At 68.1% G+C, this 19,814-nt stretch carries 18 protein-coding genes and 5 pseudogenes; 12 read left to right on the top strand and 11 right to left on the bottom strand.

What is annotated here, in order from left to right; translation table 11 throughout:
- Positions 1–88: 88 nt before the first annotated feature.
- On the bottom strand, positions 89–487 hold the full coding sequence (tnpA, locus tag ACQF4J_RS01035) for an IS200/IS605 family transposase (RefSeq protein ID WP_351582063.1): 399 nt from the start codon (positions 485–487) through the stop codon (positions 89–91).
- An 11-nt stretch (positions 488–498) separates the two neighbouring features.
- Positions 499–738, bottom strand: a pseudogene (locus tag ACQF4J_RS01030) (IS256 family transposase); the annotation flags it as partial.
- Between the two features lie 233 nt (positions 739–971).
- On the opposite strand from ACQF4J_RS01030, the gene ACQF4J_RS01025 reads away from it, so the two are divergent.
- A complete protein-coding gene (locus ACQF4J_RS01025; RefSeq protein ID WP_427164200.1) occupies positions 972–1,751 on the top strand; it encodes an inositol monophosphatase family protein in 780 nt (259 codons plus the stop codon).
- A 109-nt stretch (positions 1,752–1,860) separates the two neighbouring features.
- Here ACQF4J_RS01025 and ACQF4J_RS01020 read toward each other — a convergent pair whose 3' ends face one another.
- Entirely contained in the window at positions 1,861–2,271 is a 411-nt protein-coding gene (locus ACQF4J_RS01020) for a hypothetical protein (RefSeq protein ID WP_351582048.1), read from the bottom strand.
- Positions 2,272–2,580: 309 nt separating this feature from the next.
- On the opposite strand from ACQF4J_RS01020, the gene ACQF4J_RS01015 reads away from it, so the two are divergent.
- Both ACQF4J_RS01015 and ACQF4J_RS01010 read left to right on the top strand, forming a co-directional pair.
- Entirely contained in the window at positions 2,581–3,393 is an 813-nt protein-coding gene (locus tag ACQF4J_RS01015) for a hypothetical protein (protein ID WP_351582047.1), read from the top strand.
- A gap of 831 nt (positions 3,394–4,224) precedes the next feature.
- Entirely contained in the window at positions 4,225–4,785 is a 561-nt protein-coding gene (locus ACQF4J_RS01010) for a hypothetical protein (RefSeq protein WP_351801578.1), read from the top strand.
- Between the two features lie 294 nt (positions 4,786–5,079).
- On the opposite strand, the pseudogene ACQF4J_RS01005 reads toward ACQF4J_RS01010, so the two are convergent.
- Positions 5,080–5,295 (bottom strand): annotated as a pseudogene (locus ACQF4J_RS01005) (IS5/IS1182 family transposase); the annotation flags it as partial.
- 142 nt (positions 5,296–5,437) lie between these two features.
- Here ACQF4J_RS01005 and ACQF4J_RS01000 point away from each other — a divergent pair.
- A complete protein-coding gene (locus ACQF4J_RS01000) occupies positions 5,438–6,262 on the top strand; it encodes a hypothetical protein (protein ID WP_427164199.1) in 825 nt (274 codons plus the stop codon).
- 160 nt (positions 6,263–6,422) lie between these two features.
- Here the strand turns inward: ACQF4J_RS01000 and ACQF4J_RS00995 are convergent.
- A pseudogene (locus tag ACQF4J_RS00995) lies at positions 6,423–6,575 on the bottom strand (IS5/IS1182 family transposase); the annotation flags it as partial.
- 341 nt (positions 6,576–6,916) lie between these two features.
- Between ACQF4J_RS00995 and ACQF4J_RS00990 the strand changes: the two are divergent.
- On the top strand, positions 6,917–7,510 hold the full coding sequence (locus ACQF4J_RS00990) for a TetR/AcrR family transcriptional regulator (protein WP_351582061.1): 594 nt from the start codon (positions 6,917–6,919) through the stop codon (positions 7,508–7,510).
- Positions 7,511–7,529: 19 nt separating this feature from the next.
- On the opposite strand, the gene ACQF4J_RS00985 is transcribed toward ACQF4J_RS00990, so the two are convergent.
- Positions 7,530–8,042, bottom strand: coding sequence for a hypothetical protein (locus tag ACQF4J_RS00985; protein WP_427164198.1), 513 nt, complete (start codon positions 8,040–8,042; stop codon positions 7,530–7,532).
- 7 nt (positions 8,043–8,049) lie between these two features.
- Between ACQF4J_RS00985 and ACQF4J_RS00980 the strand changes: the two genes are divergently transcribed.
- Positions 8,050–8,178 carry a hypothetical protein gene (locus tag ACQF4J_RS00980; RefSeq protein ID WP_351801572.1) on the top strand — a complete coding sequence of 43 codons (129 nt, stop codon included), beginning with the start codon at positions 8,050–8,052 and terminating at the stop codon, positions 8,176–8,178.
- Positions 8,179–8,191: 13 nt separating this feature from the next.
- Here the strand turns inward: ACQF4J_RS00980 and ACQF4J_RS00975 are convergent, their stop codons facing one another.
- Positions 8,192–9,586: an SDR family NAD(P)-dependent oxidoreductase gene (locus ACQF4J_RS00975; RefSeq protein WP_351582040.1), complete on the bottom strand. Its 1,395-nt coding sequence runs from the start codon at positions 9,584–9,586 to the stop codon at positions 8,192–8,194.
- A complete protein-coding gene (locus ACQF4J_RS00970) occupies positions 9,577–9,804 on the bottom strand; it encodes an SMP-30/gluconolactonase/LRE family protein (RefSeq protein WP_427164196.1) in 228 nt (75 codons plus the stop codon). Before ACQF4J_RS00970 ends, ACQF4J_RS00975 begins: the two co-directional genes overlap by 10 nt.
- Before the next feature lie 73 nt (positions 9,805–9,877).
- Between ACQF4J_RS00970 and ACQF4J_RS00965 the strand changes: the two genes are divergently transcribed.
- On the top strand, positions 9,878–10,564 hold the full coding sequence (locus ACQF4J_RS00965) for a TetR/AcrR family transcriptional regulator (RefSeq protein WP_351801566.1): 687 nt from the start codon (positions 9,878–9,880) through the stop codon (positions 10,562–10,564).
- Between the two features lie 75 nt (positions 10,565–10,639).
- On the opposite strand, the gene ACQF4J_RS00960 is transcribed toward ACQF4J_RS00965, so the two are convergent.
- Positions 10,640–11,458: a class II aldolase/adducin family protein gene (locus ACQF4J_RS00960; RefSeq protein WP_427164195.1), complete on the bottom strand. Its 819-nt coding sequence runs from the start codon at positions 11,456–11,458 to the stop codon at positions 10,640–10,642.
- A 65-nt stretch (positions 11,459–11,523) separates the two neighbouring features.
- A complete protein-coding gene (locus ACQF4J_RS00955; protein ID WP_427164194.1) occupies positions 11,524–13,065 on the bottom strand; it encodes an aldehyde dehydrogenase family protein in 1,542 nt (513 codons plus the stop codon).
- A gap of 151 nt (positions 13,066–13,216) precedes the next feature.
- Here ACQF4J_RS00955 and ACQF4J_RS00950 point away from each other — a divergent pair, with 151 nt between their 5' ends.
- The 4 genes from ACQF4J_RS00950 to ACQF4J_RS00935 all read left to right on the top strand — a co-directional run bounded on the left by ACQF4J_RS00950 (position 13,217) and on the right by ACQF4J_RS00935 (position 17,739).
- The gene (locus ACQF4J_RS00950; RefSeq protein WP_427164193.1) at positions 13,217–14,188 is read left to right on the top strand and encodes an SMP-30/gluconolactonase/LRE family protein; all 972 of its coding nucleotides are present in this window, start codon (positions 13,217–13,219) and stop codon (positions 14,186–14,188) included.
- Positions 14,189–14,286: 98 nt separating this feature from the next.
- Entirely contained in the window at positions 14,287–15,141 is an 855-nt protein-coding gene (locus tag ACQF4J_RS00945; protein WP_351801560.1) for an SDR family NAD(P)-dependent oxidoreductase, read from the top strand.
- A 17-nt stretch (positions 15,142–15,158) separates the two neighbouring features.
- The gene (locus ACQF4J_RS00940) at positions 15,159–16,406 is read left to right on the top strand and encodes an amino acid deaminase/aldolase (RefSeq protein ID WP_427164192.1); all 1,248 of its coding nucleotides are present in this window, start codon (positions 15,159–15,161) and stop codon (positions 16,404–16,406) included.
- A gap of 61 nt (positions 16,407–16,467) precedes the next feature.
- A complete protein-coding gene (locus ACQF4J_RS00935; RefSeq protein ID WP_351582026.1) occupies positions 16,468–17,739 on the top strand; it encodes an MFS transporter in 1,272 nt (423 codons plus the stop codon).
- A 133-nt stretch (positions 17,740–17,872) separates the two neighbouring features.
- On the opposite strand, the pseudogene ACQF4J_RS00930 reads toward ACQF4J_RS00935, so the two are convergent.
- Positions 17,873–18,331, bottom strand: a pseudogene (locus ACQF4J_RS00930) (transposase); the annotation flags it as partial.
- Between the two features lie 366 nt (positions 18,332–18,697).
- Here ACQF4J_RS00930 and ACQF4J_RS00925 point away from each other — a divergent pair.
- Positions 18,698–19,805, top strand: a pseudogene (locus ACQF4J_RS00925) (IS110 family transposase).
- The last annotated feature ends 9 nt before the right edge of the window (positions 19,806–19,814 follow it).

Raw genomic sequence — 19,814 nt, 5'->3', positions numbered from 1 at the left:
GCGCGGAACCCCGGGCGTTCACGCCCGGGAGGAAGGGCCTCTCAAGATAGGCGTGACCCGCACGGGCGCAGGGTCTGCACTGTTGCCCTCAGCCGGGTCGCTTCTGGTTCTCGATGTACTCCTTGATGATCGCCAGCGGTGCGCCGCCGCAGGATGCGGCGAAGTAGGACGGCGACCAGAAGTGGTCGCCCCACAGGTACTTGCGGATGTGGCCGGGGAACTCCTGGCGGAGCCTGCGGGCGGAGACGCCCTTGAGGCTGCCGACGAGTCTGGAGATGGCGATCTTGGGCGGGTAGTGCACGAGCAGGTGTACGTGATCGCGTTCGCCGTTGAACTCCACCAGCTCGGTTTCGAAGTCGGCGCATACGGCCCGCATGATCTCTTCACAGCGCGTAAGGATCTCTCCGGTGAACGGTCCGCGCCGGTACTTGGGTGTGAAGACCAAGTGGGCGTGGAGGGTGTAGACGACCGTACGGCCCCTGCGGATGTTGGGTTTGGCTCGGAGTTGCCGCCGTTCTTGCCGACCGCATCGTGTTTGTCATAGCCGAGGTGGTCGGTGATCTCGCCCTCCAGGGCGGACTCCAGCAGCCGCTTGGTCAGCTGCAGCAGCAGCCCGCCCTCGCCTGTCAGCTGCAGACCCTCGGCCTGGGCCCGGTGCACCAGCTCGTCGATCAACTGGTCGTCCACGGCCTTCGCCGACACCGCCTCTGCCGACTCGGTCATCGATGCATCTTCCATGATCGGGAGTTACACCGAACGTCTTACAGTCCCTGGAAGGGCGGTTCCGGCAGGAAGGGGTTACATGTCCAGTGGCCCCGGTAGCCGCTCGCGGGCGCCGAGCGATCCCAGAAGAGGCCGTTGTCCCCGGCATGGCATTGGTAGGGGCGGGACGGGATTGCCATACTTCCGCTGGGCAGTACCAGGCCCGTTGAGCGACTGCCACTCTCGTCACGACTGGGGGATGAAGTCTCTTGCAGGAAGAGCTCGACCAGATCGCGTTTCTGGCCTCGGAGGAAGGCTTCCGCGCCATCAGGGATTCGTCCACGAACCTGACGGCCTTTCTCGACGGCAGCGCCCCCGGGGATCTCGCGGCGAACCTCGCCCGCCGCAGCCGGACCGCCATCGTCGACTGCATCAACTCCCACCGTCGGCACGACGGCTGGCAGGTCAAGGGAGCAGAGGAGTCTCTCGGCACGTCGGGTGTGCGCTGGATCGTGAACCCACTGTGTGGGACGGTCGATTCCGCGCGTCTCATGCCGTATCACGCCGTGAGCGTCGCTGCCGAGGTGGAGGGGGAGACCGTGGCCGCTCATATCGTGCAGATGAGTGGCGCCACCCTCGTTGACCGGATCGCCTGCGGGCCGGCCGGCCTGATGCCGCAGTTCTGGGAGGGCTGGGTGATTCCCGCGGAGTGGGAGCCCGCTCGGGCCGTGCTCGGTTTCGCGCTCCCGGACGACGCCGAATGCCGCCGCGACGCGTTGCACCTGCTGGCCGACATCGCTCCGCACGTGGGCGCGGTGCGTTGTTTCGGCTCTGCCGCCTACGGTCTGGCCAACGTCGTCCAGGGCGGCCTGGACGGCTTCGTAGGTTTCGGGCAGCGGCCCTGGGACGTTGCCGCCGGCCTGGCGGTGGTCCGCGCGGCGGGCGGCACCGCGCGCTGGCTCCGGGGCGAGTCCGGTCTTGAGGTGGTCATCGCCGGCACGGCGGCTATGGTCGACGCGGTCAGCTGCTGGGCGTCTACCGGTCAGTAGCCTCGGTGAGGGGAGAGCGGTCGTGATCGCGAGGTCGGTCCTCCGGTGGCGGGGTGGGTACCGGGTGACGTACCTGCATCAGCCCGAAGTCCGGCCGGGCCCCACCAGATCAGTACTGGTCCGCGATGCCTTGCCGCACCCGATGGCCCCAGGCGAGAAGAGTCGACGCCTGCTCGGCCCATTCGGGTGTGCCGGTGACACCGCCGTCCGGCTGTAGCCGCTCGATCAGCGCGTACCAGGCTTCGGCCTCCGCGGCTTCGGTCGGCTCGTTGGTGACGAATCCGTACCATGTGGGCTGGTACGTCGAGATGTAGTCCACCGGCGGGGTGGCCAGTTGCTCTGCGGCACCGGCCTGAGCCGCCAGGTGACAGTGACCGTCGTCCCGTCGAACACCACACGGGCCCGCGGTGTAGAAGCCTGCAACGGCGGCGGCGGGCCGAATTTCTGACGTTTCGTCACCAAATCGGACGCCGAACAGGCCGACCGGTGGACCTGGCTCATCCTCGCTGCCTACACCCAACTCCGCCTATCCCGAACCTTGGTGGCCGACCAGCGACTGCCCTGGGAGAAACCGCTGGCGCCGGCGCGGCTCACACCCGGCCGTGTCCGCCGACGATTTCGTCACGTTCAAGCATCCCGCCGCAGCGCGGGGCGCGTCAGCTGGACCTCCTCGCCGTCGGCCGGTTCCGCCTCCATGTAGGCGCAGGCCCCGGGGTGGTTGTCGCGTCGTTCTGGCCAGTCCGACAGGCCACAACGCCCGAAGGACCGAACTGCCATTTTCTGTTATGCCAATTGACACACCATTAAATTCCCGCCTAGGGTCCAACCCATGGAGGAGCGCAAAGGACGCGGTCGGCCCCGGAAGAATCCGGAGCAGCTCGCGCGATGGACACCGCCCGAAGGCTGGTCCCGGCTGGTCGCCTGGATCTCGCCCGAGGAGAAGAAGGCGTTGAAGCGGGTTGCCGTCGAGGCTGAAGTTTCGGTCGCGGACCTGGTCCGCGCGCTGGCGGGCGGCCTGGCGTCTGGTGCCATCACTCACGAGGAACTGATCGGCCACGTCAGAAAGGGCATGCAGGTCATGGAGAAGATCCCCACGCTGTTCGAGCGGGACAGCGACTTTCGGGTCGTCGACCGGCCGCGGGTGGAGTGTGCATGGGTGTTCGATGGCGAGGGGGCCCCGACAGAGAAGCTCGACGGAACCAACGTCCGTCTCACGGTCCGGGCGGGCCAGCTGGTACGGGTGGAGAAGCGGCGCAACCCGAGCAAGCTGCAGAAGGAACAGGGGATCAAGGACGGCTGGTACGTCGACACCGCCGAGAGTGCCGCGGAGGACAAGTGGGTTCTCGCCGCCGCCCGCAATACTGACGTCACCTCGTGGCCGGACGGCGAGCACTCCTGCGAAGCGCTCGGCCCCCGCATCCAGGGCAACCCCCTGCGGTTGGACGACCATCGGTGCGTGCCGTTCAACCTGGAGGTGCCGGTCTACCAGGGTGTGCCGCGCGACTACGTCGGCCTCCGTGACTTCCTTGCCGAACTGGAGAGTCGCTTCGTCCCCGGCGTCCTGGCCGAGGGCATCGTCTTCCACCACCCCGACGGTCGCCGCGCCAAGATCAAGCGCAAGGATTTCCCTGTCTCCGCCTAGGAACCAGGAGACCGCCGACGATCTTGCTCCGACTGCCCAACTCGCCCCGGATTACCGGTGAATGCCAGTCTGTACGAACTGGCGTAAGCCGGACGCGATTCCACGATCTTGAGGACACTCAAAGTGCCGGCCCTGGGACCCGGTACCTGATCGGCCTGGGGAAGCCACCTCTCGGGATGCGGGAACCACTGACGTGCAGCGGGTCAGGGGCGACCACACGGGCGGCCAGATGACCGGCTACCTGCCGGACGGCCGGAAGGCTGCCGTGAAGTGGCAACGAGAGTGCGAGGACAGCTCTGTACACGCCCACCGCCTCCGAAGGTTCGACGGCGCTGCTCGCGCAGGGCTTAGTGCTGAGGTGAGATTCTTCGTCGTCCTCGGGCCGCTCGACAAGCGCGATTGGAGGATCGCCGCTCGCCGTCGCTTGACGCACATCGCCGTCGACCGGCCTGAGTCCTGAATGAAGGGCGCCACGTTGAGTGCGTTACAGGTTGCCGGAGACCGGCAGGCGGGAACGAACCGCGAGAGCGCCCACGACTGACCGGGCACAGTGGTCAGCCGCGGAACGATTGCCGGCGAAGCGTGTGCAGCAGAAGCTCGGCCCTCTGCGGTCTGAATCCGAGCTGCAGCCAAGGCAGTTGTGCCCCACCAGGGGCACCTGGATCCAATGAAGGAGCGCAGAAGTGAACAGGAGTGGAACGGAGTTGTGTGGGCGGACGATGTCTGTGACGACCTTCGTTTTGTCGCCGCGTGCGGAGAGACCGGCTGGCAGCCATGAGTGACCGCCGTAGAGAGCTTTTCGTATCCCCGGACAAGAGCCGGTTCGGGCGCGTGGCACTGGCCATCGTACCGGCGGTCATCGTGCCGGGCATAAGCATGGCGCGCATGCTCGCGGGCGGGCGCGGCACCAGTGAAGGGCTTGGGCCGATGGGGGTACCCGCGGCCATCGCCATCGTCACGCTCCCCTTCTTGTGGTACGTGGCCTATGCGGTCCTGCACACCGTGAACACGCATGTGGCACTCGTGGACGGCGCCGTGCTGGTGCGCAACTGGGCGCGCCGGCTGACCATCATCGAAGGGCCCGGTTTCGTGGCCCGGACCCATATCAACTCCAGCGGCATCGCCGGCGCGGTGCTCGTCGTGGGTGACGACCGCGCCGCTGTCATGCTCAATCCCCGCCAGTGGCGTGAAGCCGAACTCGACAAGGTGTGGCGTAAGGCGGCTCTTTCTCAGCAGTTCGGAGGTACGCCGACCCCACGTGAACTTCGCAAGCGTTACCCGACTATCCGGATACCTCTCTACATCCGGTATCCCGGCATCGTCTACACCTTCTGGACCATCCTCGTCGTTCTCTACATCGGAGTGGTGGTCAACGTCTTCGCCCGCATCTGAGGGTGCGGCGAACCGGGCGCCGACGAGGTGCGTGAGGGCCACTGATTCCCTCGCCGCGTGACAGAACCGTCTCCGAGATCACGGGGAACCTTCAGTCGAGGGCGCCTTCGGGGCCGCGGGCGAGGATGTCGTTGGCAGGAGAGGAGTCTTCGTAGTGGTTGCTTCAGGCGCAGTAGGGGCGAAGCACTTGCTGATGGTCACGCCGTAGCGCAGGCACATCAGCTTGATCTCCTCGCCGTCGGCTGGCGGTTTTTGTTTGGACCAGCGGGCGGACCGGAGGAAGATGCCTGCCGCATGGAGTCCGGCCAGGTAGATGGTTGCGGTCTTCTCGTAGCGGGTGGCGATCCCACGCCACTGTTTCAGGCGGTTGATGCACCGCTCGACGGTGTTGCGCTGCTTCTAGGTCTCGCGATCGTAGGCCTGCGGCCTGCCTCCCCGGTTGCCCCGTCGCAGCCGGTGGCGTCGCTGGTCCTTCGGGACCGGGATCACCGCTCGGATGCCGCGCTTGCGGGGTCGAGACTAGGCCGAGCCCTGGCCCGGATGGCCGGGCTAGGCCGAGCCCTGGCCCGGATGGCCGGAGCTGTTGTGGGGTAATCCGATGAATACGGGCTCCGGGTGATCCAGGAGAGCCTCTCGCCCTCAGGAGGAGACGTTGGCGGCCCAGGAGAAGACCTCGGTGAAGGTGACTCGTCAGGAGTCGGGCCCGCGACCGTTGAAGGCCGCGACGCTCTGGACCCGAGTGGTGTTCGACGGGGTGACGGTCACCATCACCCGGCGGTTCAGACCCCCGGGGCTATGGCGCACCGTGCGCGTCCCACTAGCCGCAATACTGTCCGCCGGCTTCTCCAACCACGACGGCGAAGAGACATACTCGCTCAGGCTGACGTCGGCCGGCCGGGACCACATCTGGGTCCCGGTGGTCATCCGAAGCGGTGAGCAGACCGCCTCTTGGGTGGCACTGGCGCAGACAGTCAACGAGGCCTGCGCACAGCGGATGCGCCACGTGCTCGACTCCACGGTGGGGATGGGGCCCTGGAGCGAGGCAACCTGGCAGCGGGTGGACGAACTGGCGCCCGAACTCACCGCCTTCGAGAACCCGGGTCCGGTCTGGCCAGTCTACCCAGCGCGCAGGGAAGGCAGGGAGATCATCAGTCACCGGCAGATGATCGAGCAGGGGGTGCTGAAGACCCTGTCCGAGCGCCGGATCAACACCGATCCGGGCCTCTACCCGTCACCGAGCGTCCAGGGCCGCCTCGCCGCCTACCAGCCGACATGGTGGGGGTTCTGTCCCATGGGTCCGGAGGATACCGCGCAGGTCGAGGCCTGGTACGCGCTGATCGAACGGCTGCAGCCGCACGGCGAGGTCACCGGCACGCCCGAATGGACCGACGACGCCTCGGCTCTACTCGCCTGGGGCCATCGGGTTCGACAGGGCGTCAAGGACCAGAACAGAGGGCCGGGCGAGCGCCGACGTTAACCTCGATCTTTCGTGATGACCCGCCGACGGAGTCCGCGGGCCACTTCCTTGTCGGTGGCCGAGGGCGGGCAAGCCGACGGCCCGGGTGTCGAGTCGGGTGGACGCCGACTTCCACTGCTCCGGGCCGGCGGTAGCGGGCGGACCGGAGGAAGATGCCTGCCACATGGAGTCCGGCCAGGTAGATGGTTGCGGTCTTCTCGTAGCCGGTGGCGATCCCACGCCACTGTTTCAGGCGGTTGATGCACCGCTCGACGGTGTTGCGCTGCTTGTAGGTCTCGCGATCGAAGGCCGGCGGCCTGCCTCCCCGGCTTCCTGCCCAACCACGAAGGCGCCTTCCACCTGGCCTGCGCGAAGAGCGGCAAGCTGCTCGAGTGTCCGGGCGGGTCGACCACCAAAGGTACGGCACTCGATCAGTGGGCGGACGACTCGGCGGCTCGGCCGCGGAAACATGAGCCACGCCCACATTGAATTGGCTCAGTCAACCGGTCGGGTCGCTGGCTCAATTGTCTTGGCTGTGAGGGGGAGCGGTCGCGCCCCGCGGGCAGGAATTCGTGTGTCTTGGACGGTTGACTCACATATCTTGGGTCGGGCACCTGCGCACCGCTATCCTGGCGGGCGAACCTGCAGGTGAAGAGAGGAGAGCGTGTGCCCCGCATGGCGGCGAGCGACCGGAGGGCCGAGCTCCTCGAAGCGGCGATCCGGGTCATGACGCGGGACGGCGTGGCCAAGGCCACCACCCGCGCGATCGTGAACGAGGCCGGTATGCCCCTGGGGGTGTTCCACTACTGCTTCGACTCCAGGGCGCAGCTGCTCGAACTCGTCACGGAGACCCTCACCGAGCGGTACGTCGCGGAGGCCCGCGGTCTGTTCGCGCCGCACCGGGAGATCCGCGACAGCATTCTCGACAGCCTGAACGCGTTTTGGACGGGGTTCGAGGCGAACCCGCGGGAACACCAGATCAGTTACGAGCTGACGCAGTACGCGCTGCGCAATCCCGGCTTCGAGAGCGTGGCCAGACGGCAGTACGAGATCTTCCTGGGCGCGTTCGCCTCCCTGCTGGAACTGGCCGCCGACAACGCCGGCATCGAGTGGACGGTGCCTGTGCCGGTGCTCGCTCGGTACATGCAGTCGATGATCGACGGCCTCAGCGTCACCTGGCTCGTCGACCGCGACAGCGATGACAGCCGGGCGGTCCTCGAACTGCTTGCCGATCACCTCCTCCAGCACACCCGACCCCGGGAGGCCTGAGCCCGGCGGAGCGGAAAGCTCACCCAGCCGTGGCGGACGTGCCCGGTTCGGACCACACGTCGGGCGGGACGACACCGAGTGACCGGCCGCGCGGGTCGAGGACCCGGCCCAGGAGTTTGTCGTGGCGCAGGGTCATCGTGCGGTCGGCGACGACAAGGCTGGGATGGACGTCGCAGAGACGGGTCTCCAGCCGCAGCACGTCGCTCACGGAGTGCAGAGCGGCCTGAATGACGAGGTCGTGCTCGCCGGTGACGGCGGCGCGGTTGCGGACTTCGGGGAGACGCACGAGGGCGTGCCCGATGGCGGGCAGCTCCTTGACCGGGGCCGAGGCCCAGAACGTGACCGCGACGGGCCAACCGCCCAGCGGGCGGGCGAAGTCGCAGCGGAAGCGGACCAGGCCCAGCTTGGCGAGTTGGTCAAGACGCCGCCTGACGGCGAACTCGGAGCGTGCCGCGCGTTTCGTCCAGCGGATCCGCCACGACCGTCCCGACCTGACCGGTGGCGTGAGGTTCGTCGCGTCACCGCGCCACAAGGGCTACGTGAACAGCCGGATCTATACGGCCTACCTGCGCAAGGTCACCGACTCCATGGGAGTGACGTCGGGCGGCGGCGAGGCTCTCGCGTTCCCGCCGCTCGTGGATTGCTTCTTTGCGTATCGGGTGGGTTGAGGGCCGGCTTGGGTTATCGGTAGGCCAGTTGCCGGAGAATGAGGGAGGCGAGCGGCGTCGGCAGGGCTCGCAGGGTGCGGACCAGCGCCGCTGTGGGCCAGGGGAAATACGCCTGGGCCGGTTCCCTCTCAAGGGCGCGGACGACATGCCGTGCCCCGCGCTCCTCGCTGATCTCGAACGGTTTGGGCAGGCCGTCCTCGCTGATGCGTTGTGTGGCAACGAAGCCCGGAAAGATGTTGGTGAACCGGATTCCCCGGGGCTCGAGTTCGACGCGTGCCGCGTCCAGGAGCGTGCGTGCCGCAGCCTTGGCGGCCGAGTACGGGCCCTGGCGGGGAATGCCCATGAGCCCCGCGAGGGAGTTCGTGTGGGCGATCAGGCCACCGTCGGGCTGGCGCAGCATCTGCTCGGTCAGGGGAATGAGATAGTTGACGACGACGTCGTAGTTCAACGCCGTGATCCGTGAGACATCGGCGACGGAGAGCTGGTCCATGGCCATGTCCGGCCCGGCACCCGCATTGAGCAGCGCGATGTCGACGGACCCGAATTCCCCGGCGGCGGCCGCCACCACGTCGGCTGCCCGGCGTGGGTCGAGGGCGTCGGCGGCGATGTCCAGGCAGCTGCTGCCGGCGGCCCGTACCTGCTCCGCGATCCGGGCCAGTTCGGGGGCGCGACGGGCCGTGATGACCAACCGGTTCTTCCCGGGGGCGAGTTGGCGTGCCACTTCGGCCCCCATGCCCGAGGACGCGCCGACGATCAGGATCGTACGGTCGGTGATCCTTGCCATGATGTTCCTGTTCTCGAAGGTGCGGCGAGCGTCGCGGGACGTGGGAGAAGGGGAAGCCGGCGGGGGAGTGCGCGGGGCTGTGGTCAGGAGGGGAGTACGTACGCCTCGATCCGGGAACCGTTGAGCTCCCGAGCGCGGTGGGTCGTCGGTCGGTACGGTCGCCGCGTAGAGAGTGTCACCCTTCGGGCCCGCGACCAGGCAACTGAGCGTGCGCTGGCTGGTCGAGACGCGGTCCATGATCGTGCCGCCGGGGCCGACACGGACGCATTCGCCGCGCAGTGCGTTGGCGACCCAGGCCGTGCCGCCCTTGCCCGGTGCGATGCCGTCGGGGGCGATGGGGCTGCTGGAGCGGTCGGCGATGGCCTGGTGATCCAGGAGGGCAGAGATGCGGCGGGTGATGCTGCCGACCAGTCCTGGGTCGGTGACCGCCTTCCACAGCCAGGGTTCGATCAGGGGGGCCCAGGGGCGCGGCGGGCCCAGTCGCCCGTCGGCCAGTACGGGCAGTGCCACCAGCCTCATCGCCGGCGTCTCGGCGACGAGCATCGTCCGGCCTTCGTCGATGGGGAAGAGGCCGTTCGTGAACGCCAACGGTTCGCTCAGGCCGATGAGTTCGCCTAAACGCACAGGCCCTCCATCGAGACGACCAGCATCCGCCCGTCGGGCAGGAAACCGATCCCGCCGGCGCGGCCGGGAACATCGACGACCTTCTCGGGCCTGCCCCGGGTGTCCCAGCGGTGGACCGTGCCATGAGCCATGTCGCAGAACCACAGGGAGTCGTCCTGCCAGCGCAACGACTCCAGGACACCGAATCCGTCCAGCACGACGGCGGCTTTGGGTTTCACTCTTGCCTCCCAAGGGCGATCACGCCTGCGCGTGGTTCCCGATACGGTCGCTCAGCTTCAAGGAGTAAGTCAAGTGTCCAAGACGATTGTCTTGGACACTGCTGATAGCCTGGAGGTCGACTCGATCTGGAGGAGCGGCAGCCGAATGGCCCGTATGGCGCTGAAGGAGCGGCGAGAAGAGCTCATCGCGGCAGCGATGAAGGTGGTGACTCGGGAAGGTGTCGCCAGGACGACGACCCGCTCCATCGTCCGCGAGGCGGGCATGACCCTCGGTGTCTTCCACTACTGCTTCGACTCGCGGGAGGATCTTCTCGAAGAGGTGATCACGCGTGTCACGGACGGATTCGTGCTCGCCTCGCGGCAGGCATGCGCCGGGGAGACGCAGCTGCGTCCGGCCATCGAGAAGAGCCTGCGCACCTTCTGGGAGGGCGTGCAGGCCAGCCCCGGCGAGCAGTTGGCCGGTTATGAGCTGGCCCATTACGCCCTGCGACAGGCGGGCATGGAAGAGCTGGCGCGCCGGCAGTACCGGCACTACCTGGATGTGCACGAGGAGCTGATGACGGACATCGGCGAGAAGACGGGCGTGCGGTGGACCGTTCCCGTTCCGGTCCTTGCCCGCTACCTGAACTCCGTGCTGGACGGGCTCACGATGTGCTGGCTGATCGACCGCGACACCCAGACCAGTCGCGAGGTCCTGAGCCTCACCGCCAGGCACCTGGAGACCCTCGCCGTGAGCAGTGCGGGAGCACTGTCGGCCTGACGCGGACCAACGGGACCGTATGCCTGGGACGGGCGAGCCTCGCGGCTCGCCCCTCGGGCTTTCTCGGTCGGTCCGTCAGTCGAACAGATCCGGTTCCTGCTGTGTGATCCGGTCCCACAGCGGGCGGAACTGGAACCAGCCCGGCAGCGGGCCGGACGTCTGCTCACGCACCATCCGCGCCGTGTCGGGGTCGATCTGCTTGGGCGTACCGGCGGCCATGGCCAGCAGCTGGGCCTGGCAGGAGCGTTCCATCGTGACGAAGTACCAGGCGGCCTCGGCCACCGACGCCCCGACGGTGAGCAGCCCGTGGTTCTGCAGGACGACCGCCTTGCCCGATCCCAGGGCCACACCGATCCGGCGGCCCTCTTCGGTGTCGTTCACGACGCCGCGGTAGTCGGTGTACAGCCCGTGGTCCTCGTGGAAGGCGCAGGCGTCCTGAGTGATCGGGTCCAGCGGGATGCCGAGGCTGGAGAACGCCTTGCCGTGCAAGGAGTGGGTGTGCGCGGCCGCGACCACGTCGGGGCGGGCCCGGTGGACCTCGGAGTGGATGCAGAACGCGGCCTTGTTGACGGGCCGCTTCCCCTCCAGCAGGGTCCCGTCGTGGTCGACAAGGATGAGGTCGGAGACCTGGATCTGCCCGAAGGCCATCCCGAAGGGGTTGACCCAGAACGCGGAAGGGTGTTCCGGGTCGCGGGCGGTGATGTGCCCCGCGACCCCCTCGGAGAAGCCGAACCGGGCGAACAGCCGGAAGGCGGCGGCGAGTTCCTGCTTGCGGATCAGGCGCTCCTCCTCGACCGTCGGGTTCTGCGGTGGCATCGGGAGTGCGACGCCATCGGGCATGGGGCCGACCGACTCGTGCTGGACGGGGGCCGCGTCAGCGGTCGTAGCGGACATGCAACTGTGCCTCTCGTGTGGTCACGGGTGCCGGCACCGGGGCGTTTCCCGGTGCCGGACCGGGGTCATTTCCTGGTGAAGGGCGAGCGCCTGCCGTGCATCGCGGTCACCAGGCGAAGGATGAAGCGGTAGGACGCGGGGTCGAACGGCAGCATGTGCGGATCGCGGCGCAGCGGGAACCGGTTCACCGACACCGACCGGAGCCGGGTGTATTTGCGCAGTCCCTCGGTGCCGTGCCGTACGCCGAGCCCGGACCCCTTCCAGCCGCCCATGGGCAGTCCGAACGCCATGTAGTTGGACTGGACGTCGTTGACGGTGACGCAGCCGACCTCCAGTCGGTCGGCCAGCCGTCGAGCCCGGGTGGTGTCCTTGCCCACGATGGTGGCCTGCAGGCCGTAGGAGCTGTCGTTGGCCAGCCGTACGGCCTCCTCGGCATCGGCCACCTTCATCACCGGCAGCGTGGGGCCGAAAGTCTCCTCGCGCATGCACGCCATCGAATGGTCGACGTCGACGAGCAGCGTGGGCTCGAAGAACCGGCCGGGCCCGGCACCCGCGTGCCCGCCGACGAGCACCCGCGCCCCACGCTCGACGGCGTCCTTGACGTGGTCCCTCACGATGTCCATCTGGGGCGGGAAGGTCAGGGCGCCCACGTCGGTGCTGCCCGGACCGTCCGGCCTGGCCTGGGTGACCTCGGCGAAGCGCTCGCGCAGCCGGGCGACGAACCTGTCGTACACGGGGGCCTCGACGTAGCACCGCTCGACCGAGGTGCACATCTGGCCGCCGTTGACGAGGGCACCGTGCAGGGCGACATTGACGGCCCGCTCGATGTCGGCGTCCGCGAGGACGATCAGGGCGTCCTTCCCGCCGAGTTCGAGGGAGCAGGGGACGAGCCGCTCGCCGGCGCGCGCAGCGACGGCGCGGCCGGTCCTGGTGGAACCGGTGAACATGACGAAGTCGACGTTGTCGACCACGGCCCGCCCAGTAGCGCCGGCGCCCGTGACGACCTGGAACACGTCCTCGGGCCAACCGCACTCGCGCGTCATCCGCTCCATGAGCAAGGCGCTCAGCGGTGTGCACTCGGAGGGCTTGAGCACGACCGTGTTGCCGGCGGCGAGCGCGGGGATGGCATCGCCGAACGAGTTGATCAGGGGGTTGTTCCACGGGCCGATGACGCCGACCACTCCGAGCGGTACCCGCTGCGTGTACATGCGGCGGCCGAAGACCAGCGGGGACAGTGAGCGCACCCGGTTCTCGGCGAGCAGGCGTGGTGCGCTTTTCGCCCAGTGGGCGAAGGCGCCGACGCAGTAGACGACCTCGATGACGGCGTCCTCCTCCGCCTTGCCGTTCTCGGCGACGATCGAGGCCACGATTTCCCGACGATGGGTCAGCATCCAGTGGCGGGCGCGGGCGAAGAGCCGCGAACGGACATCGGCACCCAGACAGGCCCAGCCGGGCTGAGCGTGCCGCGCGCGTTCGACGGCCGCCGCGACCTGCTCCGCAGAGGTGTCCGCGACATGCTCGATCACTTCTCCGGTAGCGGGATTGTCCACGGCGATCGTCACGCCCGATGCGGTACCGGCGTCACTGACGGTTTGGGGATCGGTCACGGAATCTCCTGCGAGGCGTTGACTTCGGTCCGTTCAGAGTGAGACGGTCGCCCGTGCAAGTCAAGCGTCTAGGACGCTTGACCAACTTTCTTCTTCTCCTGCCTTCCCCCGCGGCGGCCAACGCCATGACTCACGCCGGGAGTGGTCCGTAATGAAACGGAAAGCGAAGATCGTCATAGGTGGCCTCGGGGTCCCTGAGTCCCTGCGATGGCACGAGGGCGCCCTCTGGTTCTCCGATCTCGGGCACGGCACGGTGCATCGGTGGGACGGGGCCGGGCGGCTGGACACAATGTGCGAGGTGCCCGGACGGGCCGGTGGTCTGGGATGGCTCCCGGACGGGCGTCTGCTCGTCGTATCCATGGACGGGGGCTGCGTCTACCGGCTCGAACCCGACGGTGAGCTGGTAGAGCACGCGGATCTGCGGAAGATCACCGGCGGTCCGGTGAACGACATGCTGGTCGATGCGCGAGGGCGGGCCTACGTCGGCAACTTTGGTTTCGACTACTACACGTTCGACCGTGAGAACCCGAACTCGAGGCTCTACGAGCCGCCAGGTCCGCCGCGGGCGCCCATCGCCGTCTTCGACCCGGACGGGGACCTGCTCGGCCTGTCGGAACCGCTGATGTTCCCCAACGGGCTGTTGCTCAGCCCGGACGGCGCGATGCTGATCGCCGCTGAGACGCTGGGTCTGCGCCTGGCCGCGCTCCCGGTGCGGCCGGACGGCACGCTCGATGCACCGCGCCCTTGGGGCTCGCTGGTGTCGCCTCTGCTGTGGCGGATGGTGAACGACGGCGGCGTGTTCGGCAAGGTCACCCGAAAGATCTCCGCCTTGATGGACCATCCGGAGATCGCCAAGCGGTCCTCCTCGCCGATCGCGCCGGACGGCCTTGCCTGGGATCCGGACGGGCGGACCGTCTGGGTCGCCAACGCGCTGCGCGGCGAGTGCGTCCGAGTGGAGGAGGGCGGACGGATCCTCGACCGCGTCGCCACAAGCCAGCACACGCTGAGCTGCCTGGTGGCCGGCGGCGACGGCAACACCCTGTTCGCGGCGACCGTCCCGACCGACGACCCCGTGCACGCCGTCGAACTCAACGACGGCCACATCGAGGTGTTCCATCTGTGAACGGTGGTGTTTCGGCCATGGGCCGGAAGGTAAAGGTCGCGTTCCGGCCACTTCTGAACGATTGACTTGGACTAGCGTCCAGGAGAAAGTCTGAGGCCATGAGCAAGCAACCCCAGCACGACCGTGTCGTCCTCGTGACCGGCGCGGCGGCCGGTATCGGAGCCGCAATCGCCGAAGCCGCGGTCGGCGCCGGCCACCGTGTGCTGCTGACCGACGTCGACGAGGCGGCCGCGCAGGCCACCGCCGCCCGCCTCGGCGGACGCTCCGCCGCCTTCCGACTCGACATCCGGGACCCGGAGAACTGGACCAAGGCGTTCGATGCGGCCGAGGGCGAATTCGGCCCCGTCGACATCCTGGTCAACAACGCCGGCATCATCACGACCGGCAACACCCGGGACCTGAGCCTGGAGCAGCACCGCGCCATGGTCGAGGTCAACCTGCTCGGCGCCATGACCGGCGTCTACACGGCCATCCCGAGGATGACTGAGCGGGGCAGCGGCCACATCGTCACGATCTGCAGCATGACCTCGTTCCTGGCGCTGCCCGGATACGCCACCTACGGCGGCACCAAGCACGGGCTGCGCGCCTTCCACCACGCCGTGGCGCTGGAGGAACGGCACGGCCCGCTGGACTTCACGATCATCCACCCGGCGTCCACCCGCACCCGGATGCTCGACCAGGAACTCAACGACCCGACCGCGATCACCGCGTTCGCCGAGAAGTCGGTCCCGCCCGCGGAGGTCGCGAAGGTCGTCGTCGGGACGTTCCGCACCAAGCCGACCGAGGTGGTCTTCCCGACCTTCGCCGGCCGTGTCCAGCAGATCGCGGGTGCGGTCCCGCAGCTCATCCGCCTGCTCGTGCCCACCATCGAGGCCAAGGGACGGCGCGAGCGCGACCGTCTCCTGGGCGCCGGACGTACCCGGCTCTCCGACGCGTCCGGAGGCGCGCGATGACGACCGAGGAAGACCGCATGAGCACACCTGCGATATCCACGCCCGACAAGGTGCGGGCCGCCGTCAGCGGGCTGAGCGAGGTCCGGATGACCCACCTCGCCAAGGCGACCGAACACCTGGAACCCCCCTTCGCGGTCGTCGACCTGGACGCCTTCGACCTCAATGCCGCCGACCTGGCCCGCCGCACAAGCGGCAACGCCACCATCCGCCTCGCCAGCAAGTCCGTGCGCAGCCGGGACCTGATCCGACGCGCAGCCGAACGACCGCGCTACCACGGCATCCTCGCCTTCACCCTGCCCGAGGCCCTGTGGCTGGCCGAGGAGCACGACGACGTGGTCATCGGCTACCCGACCACCGACCGGGAAGCGCTGCGCACGCTCGCCGCGGACGACCGCGCCGCCGAACGCGTCACCCTGATGATCGACTCGGTCGGCCACCTCGACTTCGTCGACGACGCCGTAGGCCCCAAGCGCCCCGACCTCAGGGTGTGCATCGACCTTGACGCATCCCTTGAACTGTTCGGCGGGCGCGTCCACCTGGGCCCGTACCGCTCACCCGTACACACCCCGCAGCAGGCCGCGGAACTGGCCCGCGCCATCACCGAGCGGGCCGGCTTCCGGCTAGTGGGCGTGATGTCGTACGAGGGCCAGATCGCCGGCCTGGGAGACAACCCGCTCGGCTCCCCGATCCAGGGGGTGCTGCGGCGGGCCATGCAGCGCCTGTCGGCCAGAGAACTCGCCGAACGCAGGGCCGCCGCCATCGCTGCCGTCGAGAACGTCGCTCCACTGGAGTTCGTCAACGGCGGAGGCACCGGCTCCATCGAGCAGACCGCCGCCGAGCACGTCATCACCGAGATCGGCGCGGGATCCGGGCTCTACGGCCCGGGACTGTTCGACCACTACCGCCGCTTCCGGCCCCGGCCCGCCGCGTTCTTCGTCATGCCCGTCGTGCGCCGTCCCACGGCGAAGATCGCCACTCTGCTCGGGGGCGGCTGGGTCGCCTCCGGCCCGGTGGGCACCGACCGGCTGCCGACCCTCAGCTGGCCCCAGGGTTTGAAGCTGACCCCGCTCGAAGGCGCTGGAGAGGTCCAGACCCCCGTGCTGGGCGAGGCCGCACACGGCCTGCGTCTCGGCGATCACGTGTGGCTGCGCCATGCCAAGGCCGGCGAGCTGTGCGAACGCGTCAACACCCTCCACCTGGTGTCGGGCTCCGAGGTCGTCGGCCAGGCGCGCACCTACCGAGGCGAGGGACACGCGTTCCTCTGAAATTTCCCGCTGTGTCACCCCCCAGTCCCCCTTCTGGCCGAACCCACCTCCCGGAGGCCCGATGCCCGCCGAGTTCTCATCACCCGCACCCGTGGTGGCGGCAGCCTCCATGGGTGTCGTCGCAGACGGACCCACTCAACCCGTCTCCCGTGGTTGGACAGCCGTATACAGCCTCGTCTGGTTCGGCTACTGGATGGCCAACCTCGTCCCCCTGCAGCTGCTGATCCCCCAGCAACTGCAGGAGATCGACCCGTCCGGCAAGGTCACCGACTACGCCGTCGTCAATGGCTTCTCGGGCTTCGTCGCGCTGCTCGCACTCCCGGTCGCCGGAGCGCTCTGCGACCGTTCGCGCAGCCGCTTCGGTCGGCGCAGGGCCTGGCTCGGCGGCGGCGCGCTGGCGTTCGCGGCCGGGCTGTTGGCCACGGGTGCGCAGACCACTGTGTGGGGAGTGACCCTGGCGTGGTCGGCGGCCATGCTTGGACTGGGCGCCGCGACTGCCGGCCTGACCGCGGTGATCGCCGACCGGGTACCCGAGCGGCAGCGCGGCATGATCTCCAGCGCCATCTACGGTCCGCAGGCCCTCGGCGTGGTGGTCGGCATCGCCATCGTGTCGGTGTTCAGCCTCTCGGCCGCGAACGGCTACGTCGTCATGGCGGCGCTGCTTGTGGTGTGCGCCCTGCCGTTCCTGATCTCGTACCGAGAGGTCTTGCACGGGCCGGAGTCGCCCCTGTCATTGCGCGCGGTGTTCGCGTCCATGGCCGACTCGCTCAGGAACCGCGAGTTCGCCTGGGCCTTCGGCGGGCGCCTGCTGGTCAACATGGCCAACTCGCTCGGCACCTGTTACACCCTCTACTTCCTCGCGGACTCCCTGAAGGTGAAGGACCCTGAGAGCAGCCTGCTGATGGCCACGATCGCCTACCTGCTCGCCGGGCTCGTGGCCACGTACCTCGCGGGCGCACTCTCCGACCGGCTGGGCAGACGACGGATCTTCGTGGCCCTCGCCGCCTTCCTGCAAGCCTTCGCCGGCTTCCTTGTCGCCGCTTTCCCCAGCATGTCCCACGAGATCGTGGCGTCCGCGCTGATGGGCGGCGGCTTCGGCGCCTACATGGCCGTCGACCAGGCACTGATCACCCAAGTCCTGCCCGATGCCGAGAGCCGGGCGAAGGACCTCGGCATCATGAACATCGGTGCGATCGTCCCACCAGCCCTCGCCCCGCTTATCGCCAGCGTCATCATCACCTCGGGCCTTGGCTACCCGGCCCTCTTCACCACCGTCGGTATCGGCGCGACCGTCGGTGCGGTTCTCACCTACCGGGTGCGCTCGGTGCGCTGACGCCGGCGCCGTGGACGCCATGCGCAGATTCGCGCCGTGCGGCTCATGCGCACGAAAGGCTGGACCAAAGCCCTGTCTCTACGTAGATCAAACGTGCATTCGCGACCCTTAGGGGGCGTTTTATCCTGTTGTTTCATCCCGGGATGCGAATTTGATCCGGTGATGTCAGGTCGTGCCAGGAGATGGTGGTCTCTCCGGTGAGGCGGCGGGCCATCAGGTCGGTCGTGGCGAGCTGGATCATGGCCTCGGAGCGGTGCGGGTGGGTTTCGCAGTCGCGCGCCAGGCGCCGGTGCGGCGTGAGCCAGCCGTAGGTGTGCTCGACCGTCCACCGCTTCGAAATCGGGGTGAATCCCCTGGTCGCGGGGGCGCGTTGGACTATTTCGAGGTCGATGCCGAGGGCGGCGGCGTGCTCGACGAAGTGCTTGCGGTAGCCGCCGGCGACCCAGACCTTGCGCAGGGTGGGGTGGCTGGTGGCGGCCTGCTCGAGCAGGGCGCGTCCGGCGGTGGAGTCCTGGACGCCGTCCGCGGTGACCAGCACCGCCAGCGGCAGGCCGAGGGTGTCGGTGATGATGCTGCGCTTGCGGCCCACGATCTACTGGGCGGTAGTTGAGCTGCTGAAGCTTTCCTCTCGTCGTCGGCCGCTGGCGTCAGCGCAACGTCCGCCCACGATCGGGGCTTTGAGCCCTCAAAGAAGACTGACGTGTGCTGACGCTCGCAGTCGGCGACGAGAGCGACCGCTTGATCACCGATGATGATCGTGGTCCAAGCCGCCTGCGGGGATCACCTCTTATCCGGTCGGGAGTCACCAGCTCCGTTTCAGCCCGAGGGCCCCACAGGTCGCTGGGGTCATGAACGGCTAACCGGATGTCGGGCCGTTGAGCCCTTCCATTAGAGAGACGCATGCCCTGCACGGCTGTGACCAGCCGCAACACATGTTCAACGAGAAAGCGTGAGGCGAGTGAGAGCGTTCTGCGGTGTCGACTGGGCCAGCGACCATCACGACATAGCCGTCGTCGACGAGACGGGATCGTTGCTGGCCCGGGCTCGCATCGATGACACGGCAGCAGGGCTCGACCAGCTGGTTCGGATGCTTGCCGCCCACGGTGACAGTCCGCAGGATCCCGTCCCGGTGGCCATCGAGACCAGCCGTGGTCTCCTGGTCGCCAGCCTGAGGGCGACCGGCCGCCCCGTCTACGCCATCAATCCGATGTCCAGGCCGTCGCGGTTCTCGCCCGCGCCCAACAGGATGCCGTCTGGGACCGAACCCAGGCGGGGAACAAGCTGACTTCACATCTGCGCGAGTACTTCCCCGGCTATCTGGCCGCCGTCGGCCACCGACGCGAGGGCATTTCCACCCCGTAGCCCGGGCTCTTCTGGCCGCGGCCCCCACCCCGTGCCAGGCAGCCATGCTCACCCGAGCCCAGCTACGGGCCCTGCTGAAAAAGGCAGGCCGCAAGAACACCATCGACAGAGAGGTCGAGCGTCTGCACGGTGCACTGCGCGTGCCGCAGATGCGCCATCTCCCGCAGGTCGAGGAGGCGATGGGACGGCAGGCGCTGGCGCTGCTTCGGCAGCTGGAGGCCGCATGTGCAAGTGTCGATGATCTCGCTGAAGCCACAGTGCAGGCGTTCGAAGCCCATGCTGACGCGGAGATCATCACCAGCTTTCCTGGGCTGGGCCCGCTCAGCGGGGCCCGTGTTCTGGCCGAGATCGGCGACGACCGGGCCCGGTTCGCCGACGCCAGAGGTCTGAAGGCGTACGCAGTTTCCGCTCCCGTCACCAGAGCCTCCGGCAAGAGCGTGTCCGTCACAGCCCGAAGAGTCAAGAATCAGAGATTGGCCAGCGTCGGCTGCATGTGGGCCTTCTCAGCGATGGCCCACTCGATCGGAGCGCGAGCCCACTACGACCGCCGACGTGCAGCCGGAGACCGTCACACAGCCGCCCAGAGAAACCTCTTCAACCGGATGATCGGCTGCCTTCACCACTGCCTGACCCACCGCGTGCCGTTCAACGAAGCCGTGGCTTTCCCGACCACGCGAGAACCCCGTCTGTCCCTTGCCGCTTGACACGTTCTT

This window comes from Streptomyces sp. C1-1 (genome assembly GCF_050214755.1).
Taxonomy (GTDB): Bacteria; Actinomycetota; Actinomycetes; order Streptomycetales; family Streptomycetaceae; genus Streptomyces.
The sequence above is the reverse complement of the archived record's forward strand: the minus strand, read 5'-3'. Positions and strand labels throughout refer to the sequence as shown.

Coding starts and splice junctions, on each gene's coding strand:
- ACQF4J_RS01015 (WP_351582047.1), top strand. CDS start 2,581: ATGGAGGAGCGCAAAGGACGCGGTCGGCCCCGGAAGAATCCGGAGCAG.
- ACQF4J_RS00990 (WP_351582061.1), top strand. CDS start 6,917: ATGGCGGCGAGCGACCGGAGGGCCGAGCTCCTCGAAGCGGCGATCCGG.
- ACQF4J_RS00960 (WP_427164195.1), bottom strand. CDS start 11,458: ATGTCCGCTACGACCGCTGACGCGGCCCCCGTCCAGCACGAGTCGGTC.
- ACQF4J_RS00950 (WP_427164193.1), top strand. CDS start 13,217: ATGAAACGGAAAGCGAAGATCGTCATAGGTGGCCTCGGGGTCCCTGAG.
- ACQF4J_RS00945 (WP_351801560.1), top strand. CDS start 14,287: ATGAGCAAGCAACCCCAGCACGACCGTGTCGTCCTCGTGACCGGCGCG.
- ACQF4J_RS00940 (WP_427164192.1), top strand. CDS start 15,159: ATGAGCACACCTGCGATATCCACGCCCGACAAGGTGCGGGCCGCCGTC.
- ACQF4J_RS00935 (WP_351582026.1), top strand. CDS start 16,468: ATGCCCGCCGAGTTCTCATCACCCGCACCCGTGGTGGCGGCAGCCTCC.